Annotated in this window: 18 protein-coding genes and 3 tRNA genes; 10 read left to right on the top strand and 11 right to left on the bottom strand. The window is 66.2% G+C overall.

Annotated elements, in window-relative coordinates; genetic code table 11:
• The 3 genes from A1351_RS19340 to A1351_RS19330 form a co-directional block, all read right to left on the bottom strand.
• A partial coding sequence (locus A1351_RS19340) for a DUF4880 domain-containing protein (RefSeq protein WP_157096381.1) occupies positions 1–418 on the bottom strand: 418 nt, incomplete at its 3' end.
• Positions 419–490: 72 nt separating this feature from the next.
• On the bottom strand, positions 491–991 hold the full coding sequence (locus tag A1351_RS19335) for an RNA polymerase sigma factor (RefSeq protein ID WP_024879919.1): 501 nt from the start codon (positions 989–991) through the stop codon (positions 491–493).
• 96 nt (positions 992–1,087) lie between these two features.
• Positions 1,088–1,483 carry a hypothetical protein gene (locus A1351_RS19330; RefSeq protein ID WP_024879920.1) on the bottom strand — a complete coding sequence of 132 codons (396 nt, stop codon included), beginning with the start codon at positions 1,481–1,483 and terminating at the stop codon, positions 1,088–1,090.
• A 234-nt stretch (positions 1,484–1,717) separates the two neighbouring features.
• Here A1351_RS19330 and A1351_RS19325 point away from each other — a divergent pair, with 234 nt between their 5' ends.
• Complete coding sequence (locus tag A1351_RS19325; protein WP_024879921.1) at positions 1,718–2,185, top strand: Hsp20 family protein; 468 nt, start codon at positions 1,718–1,720, stop codon at positions 2,183–2,185.
• Between the two features lie 67 nt (positions 2,186–2,252).
• On the opposite strand, the gene A1351_RS19320 is transcribed toward A1351_RS19325, so the two are convergent.
• Entirely contained in the window at positions 2,253–3,248 is a 996-nt protein-coding gene (locus tag A1351_RS19320) for a hypothetical protein (RefSeq protein ID WP_157096380.1), read from the bottom strand.
• Positions 3,249–3,572: 324 nt separating this feature from the next.
• Here A1351_RS19320 and gltB point away from each other — a divergent pair, with 324 nt between their 5' ends.
• Positions 3,573–8,234, top strand: coding sequence for a glutamate synthase large subunit (gltB, locus tag A1351_RS19315; RefSeq protein WP_024879923.1), 4,662 nt, complete (start codon positions 3,573–3,575; stop codon positions 8,232–8,234).
• 18 nt (positions 8,235–8,252) lie between these two features.
• Here gltB and A1351_RS19310 read toward each other — a convergent pair whose 3' ends face one another.
• The 3 genes from A1351_RS19310 to A1351_RS19300 all read right to left on the bottom strand — a co-directional run bounded on the left by A1351_RS19310 (position 8,253) and on the right by A1351_RS19300 (position 11,557).
• Positions 8,253–9,155: a metallophosphoesterase gene (locus A1351_RS19310; protein WP_024879924.1), complete on the bottom strand. Its 903-nt coding sequence runs from the start codon at positions 9,153–9,155 to the stop codon at positions 8,253–8,255.
• A 90-nt stretch (positions 9,156–9,245) separates the two neighbouring features.
• The gene (locus tag A1351_RS19305) at positions 9,246–9,986 is read right to left on the bottom strand and encodes a hypothetical protein (RefSeq protein WP_036308827.1); all 741 of its coding nucleotides are present in this window, start codon (positions 9,984–9,986) and stop codon (positions 9,246–9,248) included.
• Positions 9,987–10,117: 131 nt separating this feature from the next.
• Complete coding sequence (locus tag A1351_RS19300) at positions 10,118–11,557, bottom strand: aspartate aminotransferase family protein (RefSeq protein WP_024879926.1); 1,440 nt, start codon at positions 11,555–11,557, stop codon at positions 10,118–10,120.
• A gap of 523 nt (positions 11,558–12,080) precedes the next feature.
• Here A1351_RS19300 and A1351_RS19290 point away from each other — a divergent pair.
• The 6 genes from A1351_RS19290 (at position 12,081) to A1351_RS19265 (ending at position 14,141) form a co-directional block, all read left to right on the top strand.
• The gene (locus tag A1351_RS19290) at positions 12,081–12,668 is read left to right on the top strand and encodes a cold-shock protein (RefSeq protein WP_024879928.1); all 588 of its coding nucleotides are present in this window, start codon (positions 12,081–12,083) and stop codon (positions 12,666–12,668) included.
• A 58-nt stretch (positions 12,669–12,726) separates the two neighbouring features.
• Positions 12,727–13,302, top strand: coding sequence for a DUF192 domain-containing protein (locus A1351_RS19285; protein ID WP_245267308.1), 576 nt, complete (start codon positions 12,727–12,729; stop codon positions 13,300–13,302).
• A gap of 93 nt (positions 13,303–13,395) precedes the next feature.
• Positions 13,396–13,472, top strand: a tRNA-Pro gene (locus A1351_RS19280).
• A 75-nt stretch (positions 13,473–13,547) separates the two neighbouring features.
• A complete protein-coding gene (locus tag A1351_RS19275) occupies positions 13,548–13,859 on the top strand; it encodes an ETC complex I subunit (RefSeq protein ID WP_024879930.1) in 312 nt (103 codons plus the stop codon).
• A gap of 19 nt (positions 13,860–13,878) precedes the next feature.
• A tRNA-Arg gene (locus A1351_RS19270) sits at positions 13,879–13,955 on the top strand.
• 109 nt (positions 13,956–14,064) lie between these two features.
• Positions 14,065–14,141 (top strand) — tRNA-Arg (locus tag A1351_RS19265).
• A gap of 17 nt (positions 14,142–14,158) precedes the next feature.
• On the opposite strand, the gene A1351_RS19260 is transcribed toward A1351_RS19265, so the two are convergent.
• From A1351_RS19260 to A1351_RS19250, 3 genes are all read right to left on the bottom strand, one after another.
• Positions 14,159–15,643, bottom strand: coding sequence for an outer membrane beta-barrel protein (locus A1351_RS19260; RefSeq protein ID WP_245291686.1), 1,485 nt, complete (start codon positions 15,641–15,643; stop codon positions 14,159–14,161).
• Between the two features lie 139 nt (positions 15,644–15,782).
• A complete protein-coding gene (gene zapE, locus A1351_RS19255; protein ID WP_024879932.1) occupies positions 15,783–16,922 on the bottom strand; it encodes a cell division protein ZapE in 1,140 nt (379 codons plus the stop codon).
• Positions 16,923–16,944: 22 nt separating this feature from the next.
• A complete protein-coding gene (locus tag A1351_RS19250; RefSeq protein ID WP_024879933.1) occupies positions 16,945–17,442 on the bottom strand; it encodes a GNAT family N-acetyltransferase in 498 nt (165 codons plus the stop codon).
• Between the two features lie 71 nt (positions 17,443–17,513).
• On the opposite strand from A1351_RS19250, the gene A1351_RS19245 reads away from it, so the two are divergent.
• Positions 17,514–18,074, top strand: a complete 561-nt coding sequence (locus A1351_RS19245; protein ID WP_024879934.1) for a GNAT family N-acetyltransferase — start codon at positions 17,514–17,516, stop codon at positions 18,072–18,074.
• Positions 18,075–18,098: 24 nt separating this feature from the next.
• Positions 18,099–18,632 (top strand): GNAT family N-acetyltransferase, encoded by a 534-nt coding sequence (locus A1351_RS19240; protein WP_036291526.1) that lies wholly within the window; start codon positions 18,099–18,101, stop codon positions 18,630–18,632.
• On the opposite strand, the gene A1351_RS19235 is transcribed toward A1351_RS19240, so the two are convergent.
• On the bottom strand, positions 18,623–19,096 hold the full coding sequence (locus A1351_RS19235) for an NUDIX domain-containing protein (protein WP_024879936.1): 474 nt from the start codon (positions 19,094–19,096) through the stop codon (positions 18,623–18,625). The two genes, A1351_RS19240 and A1351_RS19235, sit on opposite strands and share 10 nt — an antisense overlap.
• Between the last annotated feature and the right edge of the window lie 22 nt (positions 19,097–19,118).

Raw genomic sequence — 19,118 nt, 5'->3', positions numbered from 1 at the left:
CGGCGGCGTAATGCACGGCGATGGCCGATCTTCCGCCGAGCTGGATCTTGGAGCCGTCCGAGAGCGTGACCATGCGCGTCTCGCCGGCGGCGGTGCGGAAATCGGCGCTCCAGAGCAGGCGCAGCGAATCGAAGCTCGCCACGGCCGCCAGAGTGGCGGCCAGCGCGGCGGCGTAGGCCATGCGTCGCCGCCGCCGAGCCGCGAGGGCGTCGACGCGGCGCGGCTTCAAAGCCTTCACCTCGCCGCAGAGCGCGCAAATATAGGCGAAGGCCGCGGCGTTGGCCGGATCGGCGATCCAGGCCTCGAAGGCGGCGATCTCGGCGCTCGACATGTCGCCGGCGTCGCGCCGCACCCACCAGGCGACGGCGGAGTCCTGCGAGGCGCTCTCCTGCGGCGCGGGATGTTTGTGGGCGGCCATAGATCGAAACTCGCTCCTCACACATACAGACGAACGACGGCCGGAATCGCGGATGCCTCGCCGGGAATTTTTCTACTGCACCGCGCTTCGGCAGCGCTTTATGGCGATGCGCAAATGCCGGTCCACCATATTGCGGGAAATGCCGAGACGCCGCGCGATCTCGTCCTGCGGGACGTCGTGATGCATGCGCAGGACGAAGACCTCGCGGCATTTGGGCGGCAGCGTCTCGATCGCCGCGGTAAGAATCCGCGCGCGGCGGTCCGCTTCCAGAGTCTCGTCGGCGGAGGGCTCGTCCGAGGGCGCGTCACAGCTCTCCGGATCGGCGACGAAGAGCTTGCTCTCGAGCTTGCGCCGGCGCGAAAAATCCATCGCCAGATTGACGGCGGTGCGGCGCAGATAGGCCGGCGGATCGGATATTTCTTCGGTCATGTCGCGATGCATGACGCGCAGAAACGCCTCCTGCACGATGTCCGGCGCGTGATCGGGACCGACCCGCCGCGTCAGCAGGCGCGTCAGATCGCGTTGCGTGCGCGCGAAGAGCTCGCGCAAAATCGAAAATCTCGTGTTGGGCATCGGCGCCATCCGTCGCAGCGTCGCCCGGGCGCGGGGGCGTCCGGTGCGTCGATCGGCGTATCGAAACGGCGGCCGCGATCGCGGCGCGCCGCGCGATCAGGCGAGGGGAGGGGCGCGGGACGACCAGGAGCTGGCCCAGCCGGCGGGTCCGCGCTGCGGCGGCGCTGTCGAGGCATAGGCGACGAAGGCGAAAGCGACCGGCGCGAGGGTCGGCTCCGCGGACGGTGGCTCGGCGAGGCTCGGCAGATCGCGGCTGGCGACGCAGAGAATGCAGCAGGGCGCATGATCGCGCTCCGCCGGCGGCGCGCCGTCTCTGTGCGGCTCGCAATAGGCGGAGGCCGAGACGCCGCCCGCCAAAGGCGCATCATGCGCTCGGACCAGCGAGGCGGCGACGAGGGCCTGCAGCGCGAAAAGGCAAAGCGCCAGCGCCGAGACGAGCGCGCGCCTCGCCGTGGAGACGTCCGACCAGCGCCGTGACCTCAGCTTCGCCATGCGCGAAACTAGCGCCCGGAAATTTCCGCGGTCAATGCGATCGTCGCGCTCGCGGCGAAAAGTCGGGGCCTGTCACAAAATTGCGACACCCGCGCCGGCGCCTCTTGCAGGTCGCAAAAAGCGCTCCCACATGGAATTCAGCGCGGGCCGTAGCGGACGCGCTTTCATCCCCGGCGCGAGCGGGGACGAACATCCCGATCGCGCTTCCACTGTCGCTTCTAGGAGGACAATGACATGCGTCCCTTCGATCTTTCCCCCCTCTATCGCTCGACCGTCGGCTTCGATCGTCTCTTCTCCCTGCTCGACCAGGGTCCGGGCGCGGAGGCGGCTCCGACCTATCCGCCTTATAATATCGAGCGCACCGGCGAGAACGACTATCGCGTGACCTTGGCCGTGGCCGGCTTTGCGCGTGAGGATTTCTCCATCGAGACGCGCGAGAACACGCTGACCATCAAGGGCGCGAAAGACCCGCAGCCCGAGACCGGCGGCGTCAAGCGCGAGATGCTGCATCAAGGCATCGCCGCGCGCGCCTTCGAGCGCCGCTTCCAGCTCGCCGATCATGTCGTCGTGACTGGGGCGACCCTCGCCAATGGCTTGCTGCATGTCGATCTGGTCCGCCAGATTCCCGAGGCGCAGAAGCCGCGCCGCATCGAGATCGGCGGCGGCGTTCCGGCGCAGACGATCGACGCCAAAGCCGCCTGATCTCAGGCCGCATCCCTCCTCGGCAAAAAAAATCGAGGCGTCCCGCGAGGGACGCCTCTTTTTTCGCTCAGCCGCCGGGCGTCGGCTTGGGCGGCTCGCCCGCGGGCGGCGCCTTGGATTGCTCCGCCGAGACCGGATTGGCGGGAGCCGCAGCGGCGGGCGTCGGCGTGGCGGGCGTCGCTGGAACGATGGTCTGTGGCGCCGGCGCCGCCTGCTGATGGCCGACGGCGGCGGGTTCCGGAGCGGCCGCATGCGGCGGCTCGGGAGCGGCTTGGATCGGCTGGGCAGGGGCGGCGGCAGGAGAAGGAGAAGGAGAAGGAGAAGGAGAAGGAGCGGACGCGGGCGCCGAGGCCGCGCCTTGCGGCGGGGTCGGACCAGAGTGCTGTTGCGCCGGCGCCTTGCGCTCGGCCGGCTTCGCGGCGGCGGGCTTGGGAGCCGTCGGCCTGTCTTGCGGAGCGGCGGCGCGCGCCGGCGGCTTGGTCGCCTCGGAGGGCGGCGAATGGGGCGGGCGCTGCGTCTCGGCGTTCTCCTGCCTGATGGCGGCATGGGCGCGCGCCGGCGTCTCCGCGCGACGAGCGGGAGCGGCCGATTGCGGCGCGGGGCGACGCGGCTCGCCGCCGAGGCCGGGCACGACCAGAGGATCTTCCGCGGCGCTGGCTCGAGGCCCGTCATAGGACTCCGGCCCAGGCCCGCCACGATAGGCGGCGGGCGGCGCTTCGACGAAGCCCGGCCCGCCCTCCGGCCCAATGCGCCAGGAGCGCAAAATCTCGCCCTCATAGGGGTCGATCAGAAAGCGCCGATAATGGCTGCGGCGGTCCACGCCTGTCGCCACCACCTGATCGCCGCGTCGGCCGAGCCCGCCGACGAGGCGAAATCCCTCCTCGCTCAAAATCCCGGCGATCGCTTGCGGCGTAGCGTTGGGCGCGGGCTCCGGAATCGGCTGGTGAAAGGCGTAGCCGAAGGGGCGAAAGAAGAAATCCGCCGCGGCCGGCGTCGGCACCGCCATCGGCGCGAGGCTCGCGATCGCGAGCAAGAGCTTCGGCCGCAGTCTCGATAGCGTCATGAACCGCTCCACATCCATCTGGTCGTCTGGCCCCGTCTCGATTGCCGAGCTTGGGCGACCATTGCGGCGAGCTTTGGACGCAGCCGGCGCGCGCCGGCGGTGGAATGCGCCAGGAATTCGGTTTTGTAGCGGCAGATTGCTTGTGCGAGGGACGCAAATCTGGCAACAATATTTCCCGCCGATATGTCAGCCATGCTGACCATTCTGCGCCAATGACGCTCGCGCGACCCTGCGAGCGAAGCTATGATTTCGACGACAGAGGACGGGGACGCGGGCGCGGCGATCGGGCCGAGCCGCCTCCGGACTCGCCCGGGAGACGCCGCCATGACCGCGATCGACGCCAGAGACCCCCTCCTGCCGCAGGCTCAGGGCCTCTACGATCCGTCCAAAGAGCATGATTCCTGCGGCGTCGGCTTCGTCGCCAATCTGCACAACGCCAAGAGCCACGAGATCGTCGAGATGGGTCTGCAGATCCTGCTCAATCTCGATCATCGCGGCGCCGTGGGCGCGGACCCCAAGCTCGGCGACGGCTGCGGCATTCTCGTGCAGATCCCGCACCAGTTCTTCGCGGAAGAATGCGCCAAGCTCGGCTTCGCCCTGCCGGAGCCCGGCCATTACGCCATCGGCCAATTCTTCCTCTCGCGCGACGAGGCGGAGCGCGCCAAGGCGAAGGAATTCATCGAAGCCGCCGCCGCGAGCCAGGACCTCGTCGTGCTCGGCTGGCGCGACACGCCGGTCGATTCGAGCGATCTCGGCGAGGCGGTGAAGGCGGTCGAGCCGGTGCATGGGCAGGTCTTCATCGGCCGCGGCCCCTTAGTGACCGACGATGTCGATTTCGAGCGCCGCCTCTATCTCGCGCGCAAGACCGCCTCCAACGAGATTTACGCGCGTGGGCCGGCGGCTCGCGAGCATTATTCGGTTTCAGTGTCCTCGCAGACCATCGTCTACAAGGGCATGGTGCTGGTCTCGCAGCTCGGCGAATATTTCCTCGATCTGAAAGACCCGCGCTTCATCAGCGCCATCGCGCTCGTGCATCAGCGCTTCGCGACGAACACTTTCCCGTCCTGGCGCCTCGCGCACCCTTACCGCTTCGTCGCGCATAATGGCGAGATCAACACGCTGCGCGGCAATCTCAACTGGATGGCCGCGCGGCAGGCTTCCGTCGCCTCGCCGCTATTCGGCAACGACATAGAGAAGCTGTGGCCGATCTCCTATGAGGGCCAGTCGGACACCGCCTGTTTCGACAATGCGCTCGAGTTTCTCGTGCAGGGCGGCTATTCGCTCGCTCATGCGGTGATGATGCTGATCCCCGAGGCTTGGTCCGGCAATCCGCTGATGGATGGCGACCGTAAGGCCTTTTATGAATATCACGCCGCGCTGATGGAGCCCTGGGACGGTCCCGCCGCCATGGCCTTCACGGACGGCCGCCAGATCGGCGCGACGCTGGACCGCAACGGCCTGCGTCCGGCGCGCTATCTCGTGACCGAGGACGGACTCGTCGTCATGGCGTCGGAGATGGGCGTGCTGCCGATCCCCCAAGACAAGATCGTGCAGAAGTGGCGCCTGCAGCCGGGCAAGATGCTGCTCGTCGATCTCGAGCAGGGACGCATCGTCTCCGACGACGAGATCAAGAAGGAGCTCGCCTCCTCGCATCCCTATAAGCAATGGCTCGAGCGCACGCAGATCGTGCTCGAGGATCTGAAGCCCGTCGAGCCGCGCGCCTCACGCGCCGATGTGTCATTGCTCAATCGTCAGCAGGCCTTCGGCTATTCGCAGGAGGAGCTCGATCTGCTGCTCTTCCCCATGGCCGTCACCGGCCAGGAGGCGGTCGGCTCCATGGGCACGGATACGCCGATCTCGGCGCTCTCCGACAAGCCCAAGCTGATCTACACCTATTTCAAGCAGAACTTCGCGCAGGTCACCAATCCGCCGATCGATCCGATCCGCGAGGAATTGGTGATGAGCCTCGTCTCCTTCATCGGCCCGCGCCCGAATATTCTCGATCACGAGGGTTCGGCGAAGCGCAAGCGGCTCGAGGTGCGTCAGCCCATCCTCACCAATGAGGACCTCGAGAAGATCCGCTGTATCGGCCATATCGAAGACAGCTTCGACACCAAGACGCTGGACATCACCTATGACGCCGCGACCGGCGCCGCCGGCCTGCGCGAGGCGCTGAACCGGCTCGGCGAGCGCGCCGAGAAGGCGGTGAACGGAGGCTATAACATCATCATCCTCTCCGACCGCATGGTGGGGCCGGATCGCATTCCGATTCCGGCGCTGCTGGCCACGGCGGCCGTGCATCATCATCTCATTCGTCGCGGCCTGCGCACCTCGGTCGGCCTCGTCGTCGAGACGGGCGAAGCGCGCGAGGTGCATCATTTCGCGCTGCTCGCGGGCTATGGCGCGGAGGCGATCAACCCCTATCTCGCCTTCGAGACGCTCGAGGCTTCGACCGAGGAATTCCCCTCCGACGTCGATGGGCAGACGGCGATCAAGCGTTTCATCAAGGCGGTCGACAAGGGCCTGCTGAAGGTCATGTCCAAAATGGGCATCTCGACCTATCAGTCCTATTGCGGCGGGCAGATTTTCGACGCCGTCGGCCTCGCGCAGAGCTTCATCGACGAATTCTTCCGCGGCACGACAACGCGCGTCGAGGGCGTCGGCCTCGACGAGATCGCGGCCGAGACGGTGCGCCGTCACAAGGACGCTTTCGGCGATGTGGCCATCTATCGCGACGCGCTGGACGTCGGCGGCGATTACGCTTTCCGCATTCGCGGTGAGGCGCATAGCTGGACGCCGCATACGGTGTCGCTGCTGCAGCACGCCGTGCGCGCCAATGCGCAGGACAAATATCGCGCCTTCGCGCAGCATTTGAACGAGCAGGACGACAAGCTGCTCAATCTGCGCGGTCTGTTCCGCGTCAAGACGGCGGAGGAAGATGGACGCGCGCCCGTGCCGCTCGACGAGGTCGAGCCGGCGAGCGAACTCGTCAAGCGCTTCTCCACCGGCGCCATGTCCTTCGGCTCCATCTCGCGCGAGGCGCACACGACTCTCGCCATTGCGATGAACCGCATCGGCGGCAAGTCCAACACGGGCGAGGGCGGCGAGGAGCCGGAGCGCTTCAAGCCGCTGCCCAATGGCGACAGCGCGCGCTCGGCGATCAAGCAGGTGGCCTCTGGGCGTTTCGGCGTGACGGCGGAATATCTCGTCAACTCCGACATGATCCAGATCAAGATGGCGCAGGGCGCGAAGCCCGGCGAAGGCGGACAATTGCCGGGCGACAAGGTCGATGCGGTGATCGCCAAAGTGCGCCATTCGACGCCGGGCGTCGGCCTCATCTCGCCGCCGCCGCATCACGACATTTATTCGATCGAGGATTTGGCGCAGCTGATCTTCGATTTGAAGAATGTGAATCCGCGCGCCGATGTGTCGGTGAAGCTCGTCTCCGAGGTCGGCGTCGGCACGGTCGCCGCCGGAGTCTCCAAGGGCCGCGCCGATCATGTGACGATCTCCGGCTATGACGGCGGCACGGGCGCCTCGCCGCTCACCTCCATCAAGCACGCGGGTAGCCCGTGGGAGATCGGCCTCGCCGAGACGCATCAGACCTTGGTGCTGAACAATCTGCGCGCGCGCATCGCCGTGCAGGTCGACGGCGGCCTGCGCACGGGCCGCGACGTCATCGTCGGCGCGCTGCTCGGCGCGGACGAGTTCGGCTTCGCGACCGCGCCGCTGATCGCGGCAGGCTGCGTGATGATGCGCAAATGCCATCTCAACACTTGCCCCGTGGGCGTCGCGACGCAGGACCCTGTGCTGCGCAAGCGCTTCGTCGGCCAGCCCGAGCATGTCATCAACTTCTTCTTCTTCGTCGCCGAAGAGGTTCGCGAGCTGATGGCGCAAATGGGCTATCGCCGCTTCGACGAGCTGATCGGCCAGATGCAGATGCTCGACAAGGAGAAGGCGCTCGCCCATTGGAAGGCGAAGGGACTCGATTTCTCCAAGCTGTTCCACAAGCCGGCGGGCGAGGGCGCCGCGATCCGTCACAGCCTCACGCAGGATCACGGCCTCGACAAGGTTCTCGACAACAAGCTCATCGAGGCGGCGCGCGCCTCGATCGACCGCGGCGCGAAGACCTCCATCGAGACGGCGATCCGCAATGTCGATCGCTCGACCGGCGCCATGCTGTCAGGCGAGGTCGCACGCGTCTATGGCCTCACCGGCCTGCCGGAGGACACGATCGATATTCGCGCCGCCGGCACGGCGGGGCAGAGCTTCGGCGCCTTTCTCGCGCGCGGCGTGACGCTGCGTCTCGAGGGCGAGGCGAACGACTATGTCGGCAAGGGACTCTCGGGCGGCAAGGTCATCGTCTATCCCTCGCGCGAGGCCAAGCAGATCGTGCCGGAGAAGTCGATCATCGTCGGCAACACCGTGCTCTATGGCGCCGTGGGCGGCGAGGCCTATCTGCGCGGCGTCGCGGGCGAGCGTTTCGCCGTGCGCAACTCCGGCGCCTATGCGGTCGTCGAGGGCGTCGGCGACCATGGCTGCGAATATATGACCGGCGGCGTCGTCGTCGTGCTCGGCCCGACGGGCCGCAATTTCGCGGCCGGCATGTCGGGCGGCGTGGCCTATGTGCTGGATGAGGACGGCGGCTTCGCCGAGCGCTGCAATCTGTCGATGGTCGATCTCGAGCCGGTGCGCGACGAGGAGACCGCGATGACGCAGGCCTATCATCAGAGCGGCGACCTAGAGCAGCATGGCCGCGTCGATGTGATGACCGATATGACGCGCTTCGACGCCGAGCGTCTGAAGCATCTCATCTCCAATCATCTGCGCTACACGGGCTCGACGCGCGCGCGCGCGATCCTCGACGATTGGGAGAGCTATAAGCCGAAGTTCCGCAAGGTGATGCCGGTCGAATATCGCCGCGCGCTCACCGAGCTTCTGGCGCGCAGCCAGAGCGGCGAGAAGCTGAAAGCGGCCGGCGAGTGAGGCGGCCGCCGGCGCGCGTCACGCCGCCGGCGCCTCGACCCGAATGTGAAGGACTTCCGGGGGCGCGCCGAAGCGCACCGGAAGCGCCGTGCATCCCAATCCGCCGGAGACGACGAGATGCTTGTCGTCCTCGACGATATGTCCATGGACATAGCGATTGCCATAGAAGGACGGCACGATGGGCGCCCAGCCGAAGAGGCGCACCTGGCCGCCATGCGTATGTCCGCAGAGCGTCAGCGCGACGCGCTCGGGCACGCGCGGAAAAATGTCGGGCTCATGCGCCAATAGGATCACCGGATCGTCGGTCGTGACCTCGGCGAGCGTCCCCGGCAGATCGTCCAGCCCATTCCATCGGCGCCGACCGGTCGGTATCGCGAATTGGTCGGCCAGACCTGCGAGCCAGAAGGGGCGCGCGCCGCGGGTCAGACACACGGCCGCATTCTCATAGACCGGAATGCCATTGGCCTCGAGCGCCGCTCGCGCGATCGTCTCGTGGCGGCCGCGATGCTGCGCGGTCTCGTCGTCCCACATGTCGTGATTGCCGAGGATCGCATGGACGCCGAGCGGAGCCGATAGGCGGGACAGAGCGCGCGCCCATTGCGGCGCCGGAATCGGCGTCGCGAAACGATGCAATCCGGCGACATAGTCGCCGAGCAGCACGATGACGTCCGGCCGCAGCGCATTCATGCGATCGACGATCGCGTCTATGCGCTCGAGCGACATCCACGGGTCGCAGGCGTGCAGATCCGAGAGCGCCGCGATCTCGAGCGCGAAACCCTTCGGCCAGACGCGCGGCGCAATGTGATAGCGGGCGACGCGCGGCTCCATCAGCGGCTCATAGCCGAAGGCGTAGGCCGCTCCCGCGAAAGCGGAAGCCGCCCCCGCTATCGCGCCTCTGAGAAAGGCGCGCCGAGTCAGCATGAGCATGGCGATTCCCTCACGAGCAGTTGCACGACATTCAAGCCGACGAATGCGTCGGTTTCGAGTCGCGCTGCTCTGGCGCCGATCAGTTCATCGCGTAGGGAAGGGGCCTTCGTCGAGAAAATAGCCATAGACGGGCGGCGAGCGCTGCGGAATAGGATCGACCGCGGTATAGGCGCCGGGCCGATAGGCGCGATCATAGGGATTGCCGGCGTGTGAATAATAGGCCTGCCCAACATAGGGAGCGGCAGCAGTTTCACTGCGATAGCGAATTGGCCGCCGCCATTGCGCCGCCTCTTCCGTGGCCACGCGATAGCGCTGCGGCGCAATTGCCGCGCCTGCGTAACCCTCATGCGGATAATAGGCCGGCTCGGCATAAGGGATGGAAGCTGCTTCGCTGGCGCGATGGCGAATGGGCTGCCGCCCTTGCGTCACATCTTCCGTTGGAACACGATAGCGCGGCGGCGCGACGGCCGCGCGGGCGTAATCCTCGTGCGAATAATCGGCCGGCTCCGCATAGGGGACGGGAGCTGTTTCGCTGGCGCGATAACGGATCGGCTGCCGCCATGACGTCGCTTCTTCCGCCGCGACGCGATAGCGACGGGGCGCGATGGCGTCGCGGGCATAGCTCGGCTCCTCCTCGCGCCAATGGCGCGCCGGACGAGCGGCGGGATGGAACGGCTGAAAATTCGCGGTCGCCCGCGGCGCGAAATCATTGGGGCCGAGCCCGCGAATGACGACCGGTCCGCGCGCGCCGGCGTAGGAGGACGCGGGAACGCCCGCGAGCGCGGCCAGCATGGCCGCAGACAGAATCGTCGCACTGATACGCATAATCGACGCCTTTCGTCTCGAAGCGGAGCGCGACAGGATGGAAATATGCGCCGACGTCTCAAATCGGCGCGGCTTCCCGTCGCGCGCCTCATCGGAGCAAGGCGCGTTCCCAATTCATTAACCTTGGCGTGTCAGCCGAGCTTGGCTTTCAGCGCATGGCTCGCGAGCGTCTTGCCGAGCGACCACACCGCCCCCGGAGCGTGATGCGCGTCGGCGATGACCTTGTCGAAGGAGCGCTCGATCCAATCGCAATCGAAATCATCGATGGTGAGCGGCGGCAGCAGCTTGATCGTGTGATTGCCATGGCCGGCGACCTGCGTCAGCACCTTGTGCTGCTCGAACAAAGGTATGCTGATGAGCTGGCAGAACAGGCCGGAGTTGACGGTCTCCAGCAGGTTCCATGCGGCTTTCAGCTTCAGCGAGCGCGGCTCGCCGAACTCGATTCCGATCATCAAGCCTTTGCCGCGCACATCGGCGACGAGCTCGTAGCGCTCGGCCATGACGCGGAAGGCTGCGAGCAGACGCTCGCCCTTGGCGGCGGAATTCTCGACGAGCTTCTCGCTCGCCATGACCTCGAGAGTCGCGAGGCCGGCGGCCATTGCGAGATCGTTCTTGCCGAAGGTGGAGCCATGCACGACCGCGCGATCCATGCGGTCGAACATTTTGTCGAAGATCCATTTGCGCGTCAGCACCGCGCCGACCGGCACATGGCCGCCCGACAGCGCCTTGGCGACGAGCAGGAGATCGGGCTCGACGCCATAATGCTCCACGGCGAAAAATTTTCCCGTGCGGCCGAGGCCGGTCTGAATCTCGTCGGCGACGAGCAAGGTTCCGTATTTGCGGCAGAGCGCCGCAGCCTGCGCGAGATAATCCTGCGCAGGCATGTTCACGCCCTTGCCCTGAATGGGCTCGACGAAGAAGGCCGCGACGTCGCGATGGCGCAGCGCCTCCTCGAGCGCGGCGAGATCGTCGAAGGGAATCTCACGCGTATCGGGGAGCAGCGGGCCGAAGCCCTTCTTGAAAATCTCGTCGCCATTGAGCGACAACGCGCCATAAGTGAGGCCGTGGAAGGAATGCGCGCAATGGAGAACCCCCGCACGGCCCGTCGCCGCGCGCGAAAACTTGATCGCCGCCTCGACCGCCTCCGTGCCGGAATTGGCGAAAAAAACTTTCTCCATATAAGGCGCGAAGCCGAGCAGCCGTTCGGCGAGCAGCGCGGCGGGGACCGACACGTCGAGCTGCACGAGATTGGGAAGCTCGGCGCCGAGCACGCTCATCAACGCCTCACGCAGCGCGGGATGATTGCGGCCGATCGCGAACACGCCCCAGCCGCTCAGCAGGTCGAGATAGCGCGCGCCCTTGCGGTCGTAGAGATATTGGCCGACGCCGCGCACGAATCCGACGTCATAGCCTATGGTCTTCAGCACGCGCACCCACATCTCGTTGAGATGCTGCGAGTGCAATGCGAAACGCTCGTTCTCCCGCTCGGCATAGAGAGAGGCGAGATCGAAATTCGGGGCGCCGTCACGTTGCGCCAATTCACGATCGTCTCGCGGTGTGATGAAGCTCATTCGTTCGAAGTCCGTGCTTTCAAGGGCTGCGTGCGATCTTCTCGCGGGAATTGCGGCTCGTCGGCTGCGCCACCATCGGGCGGCGACGCACTATGTCGCGGCTTCGCGACGGCCGCAACATATGGACGAGCATATTGTTTCGCGCCGCTCTGTCCAGCGCCGCGCGCGCCCTGAGGGGCCGAGCCGCTCGCAAATGCGGCCGAAAGCCGCTCTGGCGCCCAATCACGCCGCTTTGATGGCGAAGATCGAAGCCGAAACATGCGCGCGAGGAGCCCCAAAGAGCCGTGATCGCGCATTGGCGACGCTCGTACGGTATTTCGCGTAACCTGCGCCGAGGTCGCGGAACGCCAAGCATTTTCGGGCTTTGTATCCACAGCGAAGGCGCACGAAACAAAAAAGTCGGTTGGAGGAAAGCGTGGCGATGATATCTTAACCACAGTGATTCACGGGCGAGCGTCGCGATTCGAGTCTTCGAAGGCGAGCGGAGCGCATTCGTTCCGAATCGGCAGGGGGAGTTGGTCTGTTGGGCGCAAAAATTTCATTCCAGAATGAGTTGAGCGCGTCGACCATCAATGTCGAAAATGGTGAAGCCGGACTCGATCTCGTCGAAGTGTCCGGAACCATCAAGTGGTTCGACGTTTCGAAGGGATACGGATTTGTCGTTCCCGATGATGGCGGCGCAGATATTCTCTTGCATGTGACCATCCTACGTCGTTCCGGATTCCAGTCCGCCTATGAGGGCGCGCGCGTCGTCTGCGAGGCGCAGAAGCGCGTGAAGGGCATGCAGGTGTTTCGCGTCGTCGGCATGGACGAGTCGACGGCCGTTCATCCTTCGCAGAACGGCGCCGTCCGCACCCATGTCCAAGTGACGCCGTCGAGCGGCTATGAGATCGCCATAGTCAAATGGTTCAACCGGGTGAAAGGCTTCGGCTTCCTGACCCGCGGCGAGGGCACCGACGATATCTTCCTGCACATGGAGACGGTGCGCCGCTATGGACTCGCCGAGCTGAAGCCCGGGGACAGTGTTCTGGTGCGCTATGGCGACGGCCCCAAGGGCCTCATGGCGACCGAAGTGCGGCCGCTCGAATCGGCGCTGCCGGCCTCTCATTAGAGGCCGAGCGACAGGCGCGTTTCCGGGCCGCTTTTTATTTCCCGACCGCAATGGCAGAATGACCGTCGAAGCGCTGGCGTTTCGACGGTGTCTCGATGCGCTCGGCGGCCTGGATGCGGCGAGGGTGAGCATGTCTGGTGAGGTGTCGCGGAGCGTTTTCGGCGTCATAGCCGCGTTTTTCGTCCTTCTCTTTTGCGCGGCCGTTCCCGGCCATGCGAAGGAGCCGGGATCCTCGCCGCCGCCCGCGGTCAAAATGGCCATAGAGCCGATAGAGATCGTCACCGCCTCCGGCGCGCATCGGCTGCGCGTCGAGGTGGCGCGCACGCCCGACCAGCGCGAGAAAGGCCTGATGTTCCGCGCCTCGCTCCCCGCGGACGGCGGCATGCTGTTCGATTTCCACGAGGAGCGGCCGGTCGCAATGTGGATGAAGAACACGCCGCTCTCGCTCGACATGGTCTTCGTCTCGCGCGCCGGAAAGGTCGTCTCCCTGGCGCTCGCCGCGGAGCCCTATTCGGAGCGCGTGATCTCCTCCGGCGGGCCGGCGCTCGCGGTCATCGAGCTGGCCGCCGGCGCGGCGCAGCGCCTGTCGATCGCGGTCGGCGACACGGTCAAACATCCGATTTTCGCGAGGTAGCACGGTCGGCGCGCTCGCTCGCGCTTGTGAGCGACGCGCCCTCGTGCTAGCGAGGCGTTCGGCGGAAATGGGCTCCGCGGCCTATACGCGAGACGGGGTATGGCGCAGCCTGGTAGCGCGGAAGTTTTGGGTACTTCAGGTCGCAGGTTCGAATCCTGCTGCCCCGACCATTGGCGCGGAGCCCCGCCACAGCGCCGATTTTTCGTTTCCGGCCGGCTCGCGAGCCGGCTCTTGCCGAGGCCGATATGACCGCACGCATTCACCGCCCGTCCCCCAGCGCGACGCAATCCGGTCCCGGACCGGCCAAGCCCTGGGTCCTCGAATATGAGAACGAGACCCCGCGCGAGCTCGATCCGCTGATGGGGTGGACCGGCACGTCGGACGCAAAGGCTCAGATCAGGCTGCGCTTCGGCACCAAGGAGGAGGCGATCGCCTATGCCGAGCGCAAGGCGCTCGTCTATCGCGTCGAGGAGCCCAAGCCCGGCGCTCCTTCGCGCCGCATCATTTCCTACGCCGATAATTTCAAGACGCAGCGCGTCGGCCAGTGGACGCACTGACTGCCGCAGCCTCCGCCACGGCCCCGTAGCTCAGCCGGATAGAGCAACCGCCTTCTAAGCGGTAGGTCGCTGGTTCGAATCCAGCCGGGGTCGCCAAGGAAGCAAGTATTGCGGTCGACGGCCGCCGGATCATTGGCGGCGGGAAGGGCGCAACGACCACAGCGCCCGAGACGTCGCCGGCCGAACATGCTAATTTGCGAGCGCCGACTCCGTAGCTCAGCTGGATAGAGCAACTGCCTTCGAAGCAGTAGGTCGTAGGTTCGAATCCTACCGGGGTCGCCAGCGGCTTTTGCCCGCCGTCACTTCAGCGCGAACGGCACGATCACATCCATCGCGAACATGCCGGTCGAGCGTCGATAGCCGCTTGCGCCGAAGAAGGGCGCCGCGCCGGTCAGCGATGCGTCGTAGCGCAGCTCCGGCCGCAGGGACAGGCCGGTGATCGGCAGACCTTTGGGGATTTCCGGCGTGATCGTCAGCCCGGCGGTGATCCCGAGATAGCTGGTTCCGCGCCCCTCGGGCTGGAAGATCGCCGAAGGCGTGTAGAAGCCATGCTCTATGTTCGTGTAGTCGAAATAGCCGGGATAGGCGCCGACGAAGAAATTGCTATGGTCGCGCCAAAATTCCACGCGGCCGTTTAGCTGCAGCACATCGTCGATCTTGTAAGAAACATATTGCGCGACGCCATAGCCGTTGACGCCGCGCGGGCGACGCGGAATGAGCTTGGCGTCGAAGCCGTAGATATCGGCGAGCCGGCGCAGCGCGCCTTCGGACAGTCCCGTCACCGAGAGCGCGTTCCATCCATCGTCGCGAATATAGTTTATGTCTGTGCTAAGAGTGAGCCGATCCGTCGCTTTCCAGGTGAGCGTCACATCATTGCTGTAGGACAGCGCCCGATTGGGATCGCAGGCGCATTCATACGGAATGTTCGGCCAACCGACGCCGAGCGGATCGAGCTGCATCGGATCTTCCGGCCCGATGTGAGTCGTCCCCAGAATGGTCAGCCTGTCGTCGAAGGCCTTTATGCGCAGGCCGGCCTGGAATGAGGCGGCGCTGTTGTTGTCGCCGGGCCAGCCGAGGCTGGCGCTATCGCCCGACATCACGCTCGCATGGACAAAAAGCCAGGAGGCGAGATCGGAGGAGATCATCACGCCGGTCTGCTTGAGCGGAATGCCGAAATTGAAAATATAGGAATGGCTGTAGAAAATGCTGTCGACCAGCTCGGCGCCCTCGAGCGTGACGAATTGGCCGATCTTCACATCGAATCCATTGTCCGTGATCCACGGCAGATGCACGGTCGCGAAAGCCTGCAGAATGTCGAGCTGCGTGCGGTCGCGCATCGCATAATCGAGCTCCCCCATAAAATGCGTGTAGCGCGCGTCGGAGCCGACCATCGTCTGAATCTTGAAGCCGAAGTCGAAGTCCTTCCTCGCCTTTGGATCCGGCAGGCGCTGCATGGTGAGCACGCCGGCGTTGAATTGCGGCTGATTGGCGCGATCGGTGAACAGATGGCCCCAATTGAGCTTGTTGAACGGATTGTCGAAATTGAAGGTGGAGCCGGCCTCGACGAAGCCCGTCACCGTCAATGCGTCGAGCCAGGACGGCGGCGACTTGGCTTTGCTGTTGGATTTCTTGTCCGAGCCAGATGACGCAGGCGCGCGCGAGGCGGGCGATGCAGGCCATCCGAGCAGCGCGCTGGAATCGTCCTCTTGCGCCGATGCGGGGACGACGGCGAGCATCACCGCGACGCCGCCGGCCGTGAGAGCGGCCGCGAGCGCGCGCCGCAATGTCGCGACCAGGAGCAGGAAAGCCTCTTTTTCGAAAACATAGATTGAAACGAGACGACGAAAAGCACTTTCGACCGCGCCGAAAAAATCTGGCTGCGAATGCGAGGCCTATCCGATTCCGCCAGAACGCGGGAGTCGGTTATTCCACGGCGCCGGCATGCGGCGCGGCGAGATAATCGCGCGAGCGCATCTCGATCAGCCGCGACACTGTGCGCGCGAATTCCTGCGCCTCATGTCCCGTCGGCGCGTGATAGAGATCCAGCGCCTCGCTCTCGGCGGAGAGAATCAGCCGCGTTTTCTTCTCATAGAGAATGTCGATGAACGTGATGAATCGCTTGGCCTCGTTGCGGCGTTCGAAATTCATCTTGGGAACCGCGTCGATGAATATCGTGTCGAAGGCTTCCGCGAGCGCCATGTAATCGGCGGCGCCGGTCGGCCGCGCGCACAGCTCCTCGAAAGAGAAGCGCGCGACGCGCCCCGCGGCCTGCGGAACGGCGATGTCGCGGCGCGCGACGCGCAGCGTCCTCGGCGCGCCAATGGCGACGCCGCTCAGCTGCAGAAACAGCGCATCCATCGCCGCGCGGGCGCGTGCGTCGGCGGGCGTGAAGAAGGTCTCGTCGAGCAGCGTCTTCTCGAGACGAAAATCGGCGCGCGCGTCGAGACGCAGCTGATCGAGCCTGTCCTCGATCAGCGCGATGAAGGGCAGGAAGAGATCGCGATTGCGGCCGCCTTCGTAGAGGCGGCGCGGCTCGACATTGGAGGTCGCCACCATGATGACGCCGTCCTCGAGCAGCCGTGTGAACAGACGCGCGAGAATGGTCGCGTCGGCGATGTCGGTCACGGCGAATTCATCGAAGCAGAGCACGCGCGTCTCGCGCGCGATCTCCTGCGCCACATGCGCCAGCGGATCGGGCGCGGCGCTGCGGCGCGCGGCGAGCAGACGCGCGTGAACCTGCGCCATGAAATCGTGAAAATGCGCGCGGCGCTTGGCGGCGAGCGGAAGCTCGGCGAAGAAGAGATCCATCAGCGTCGTCTTGCCGCGCCCGACGAGGCCGTGAATGTAGAGTCCGCGCGGAGCGCCGCAGGCTGCGCGCCGTCCGAGCAGCCCGCGTAGCCGCGCGGCGAGGCCGTTGGGCGAAGGGGCGGCGGGGCGGCGCGTCAGCTCGCGCGCCAGCGTTTCCAGCCGCTGGAGCGCAGCGAGCTGCGCGGGATCGCGCTCCAGCGCGCCGCTGGCGACCAGCTTCTCATAACGGGCGAGGAGGGGGCGCGGCGCTGTCATGCGCGGCGCCTCGTCGGAGAGGTCACAGCCGCCGCATCCTGCCATTGGCCGCGTCGAAGGCGCCCTCGCGCAGCTCGCAATAGAGCAGGCGGCGGGCGTCCACCGGCCCCGGCATGACGATCTTGCCATGCGGCACGCGGGCGAAGCCGAGGCGGGCGTAATAGTCGATGTCGCCGACCAGCAGCACCAGCCCGTGACCGGCGTCGCGGGCGGCGTCCAGCGATTTCTTGACCAGCGCTTCGCCGAGCCCCTGCGAGCGAAAGGCCGGCTCGACCGTCAGCGGGCCGAGCAGCAGGGCCGGGGCCTCGTCGATGAGGATGGACGTCATGCGATTGGCGCCGACCAGCAGCGTGCCGACATGGGCGACGAAGGAGAGGGAGAGATCGGCTCCGACGCCCTCACGCAGCCGATAGGCCGTGCGCGCATATCGCCCCGGACCGAAAGCCCGCTCCTCGAGCTTTTCGATTTGGGGCGCATCGGCCGGCGTCTGCGGCGAGAAGCGGATGACGAGATCGATCATGGCTGCGCATAACATGGGCCGCCCGGTCGGCAAAGACCGCGACCGGCCCGAGTCTTGCTGAAAACGCGCGCATGGATGCGATCGAGATCAGACCAGCGACGCCGGCGGACGCAGAGACGATCGCCGCCCTCCATGTCGCCTGCTGGGCGGAGACCTATACGCCTCTGGCGCCGGCGGAAATTCTCGCGGAATACACGCTCGAGACGCGCCTCGCGCAATGGGGTGAGACCTTGGGCGGCGGCGGGCCGCAACAGCCGCCGCCGAGCGTGTTTTTGGCGCTGAAGGACGGCGCCGCCATCGGCTTTGCGGCCAGCGGCGCGCAGCAGAGCGCTATTCTCGGCGAGCGCGGCTATGCCGGCGAATTCCAGGCGATCTATCTGCTGAAGGAGGCGCAGCGCCTCGGCGCCGGCCGCTGTCTCATGCGCGTCATGGCGCAGGCGCTGCGCGAGCGCGGGATCGAATGGGGGAGCCTCTGGGTGCTGCGGCATAATTTCACGGCGCGGAAATTCTACGAGAAGCTCGGCGGCCGCAAGATCGGCGTCGAAGGCGCCTGGCGCGGCGTGCCGGAGGTCGCCTATGGCTGGCGCGATCTCGGCCTGCTCATCGATCCGCCGCCGGCCAAGCCTTGGTGAGCGAGTCTCGGTGAGGGTGTCTCGGTGAGCGAATTCTCGTCACGCGCGGCGACGGAAGCGGATGCGCAAACGCTCGCCGCGCTCAATCTCGCCTGCTGGCGCGAGACCTATGTGGGCCTGCTGCCGGCGGAGACCTTCGCCGCCCTCTCGCTAGGGGAGCGCCTCGATCATTGGCGCGGGGTTTTTCAGATGAAGGGAGACCGCGTCACTCTGGCGATGGACGCCGCCGGAGAGACGGTGGGCTTCACCCATTGGCGCGCGCATGAGCTCGCGCTCGGCGGACGGCTCGGCCGCGGCGGCGAGATTTGCGCCATCTATCTGCGCCGCTCCGCGCAGAGACGCGGGCTCGGCGGCTGGCTGATGCGGCTGATGGCGGAGGAGATGCGCGCCAGCGGCCTCAAATGGGCGAGCCTCGTGGTGCTGCGCGAAAATCTCCCCGCCCGCCGCTTCTATGAGGCGATGGGCGCTCGACGCTTCGGCCACGAGCTCTCCTGGCGCAGCGTTCCGCAGGTCGCCTATGGTTGGCGGGATGTGGGGAGGCTGGCTGCTCACCAATAGGGCGAGACTGTCGCGCCGCCGAAGACCTCCGCTATGCGCGCCCGCGTCGCCGGAGTCGCGCCTTCGGGCAGGGCGTCGAGCGGGAAGAAGCCCGCCTCGGCGATCTCATGGTCGGGCGGGCGCGGCGCGGTCTGACGAAAGGCGCGCGCGACGAAAAACGCCACATGGTCGCGCTTGGAGATGCGGCGGTTGAGATAGACGCCGCGCAGTTCCGCCGGCGCCTCCAGCTCTATATTGCCTTCCTCGGCCAGCTCGCGGGCGAGCGCCTGCTCGAGCGTCTCGCCCGGCTCGACGCCGCCGCCGGGCAGATAATAGCCCGAGATATAGGTGTGCCGCACCAGCAGCACGCGCCGGTCCGCATCGACGACGAGGCCGCGGACGCCGAGCGTCATCGGCCGTATCACCGTCGCCGCGAGCACGACGAGCCGCGTCGTCAGCAGCGTCCGCCAGCCGGACTCGCTCATCGGCCCGGCGCCTGTGCGGCGG

This window comes from Methylosinus sp. R-45379 (genome assembly GCF_001644125.1).
Lineage (GTDB): Bacteria > Pseudomonadota > Alphaproteobacteria > Rhizobiales > Beijerinckiaceae > Methylosinus.
The sequence above is the reverse complement of the archived record's forward strand: the minus strand, read 5'-3'. Positions and strand labels throughout refer to the sequence as shown.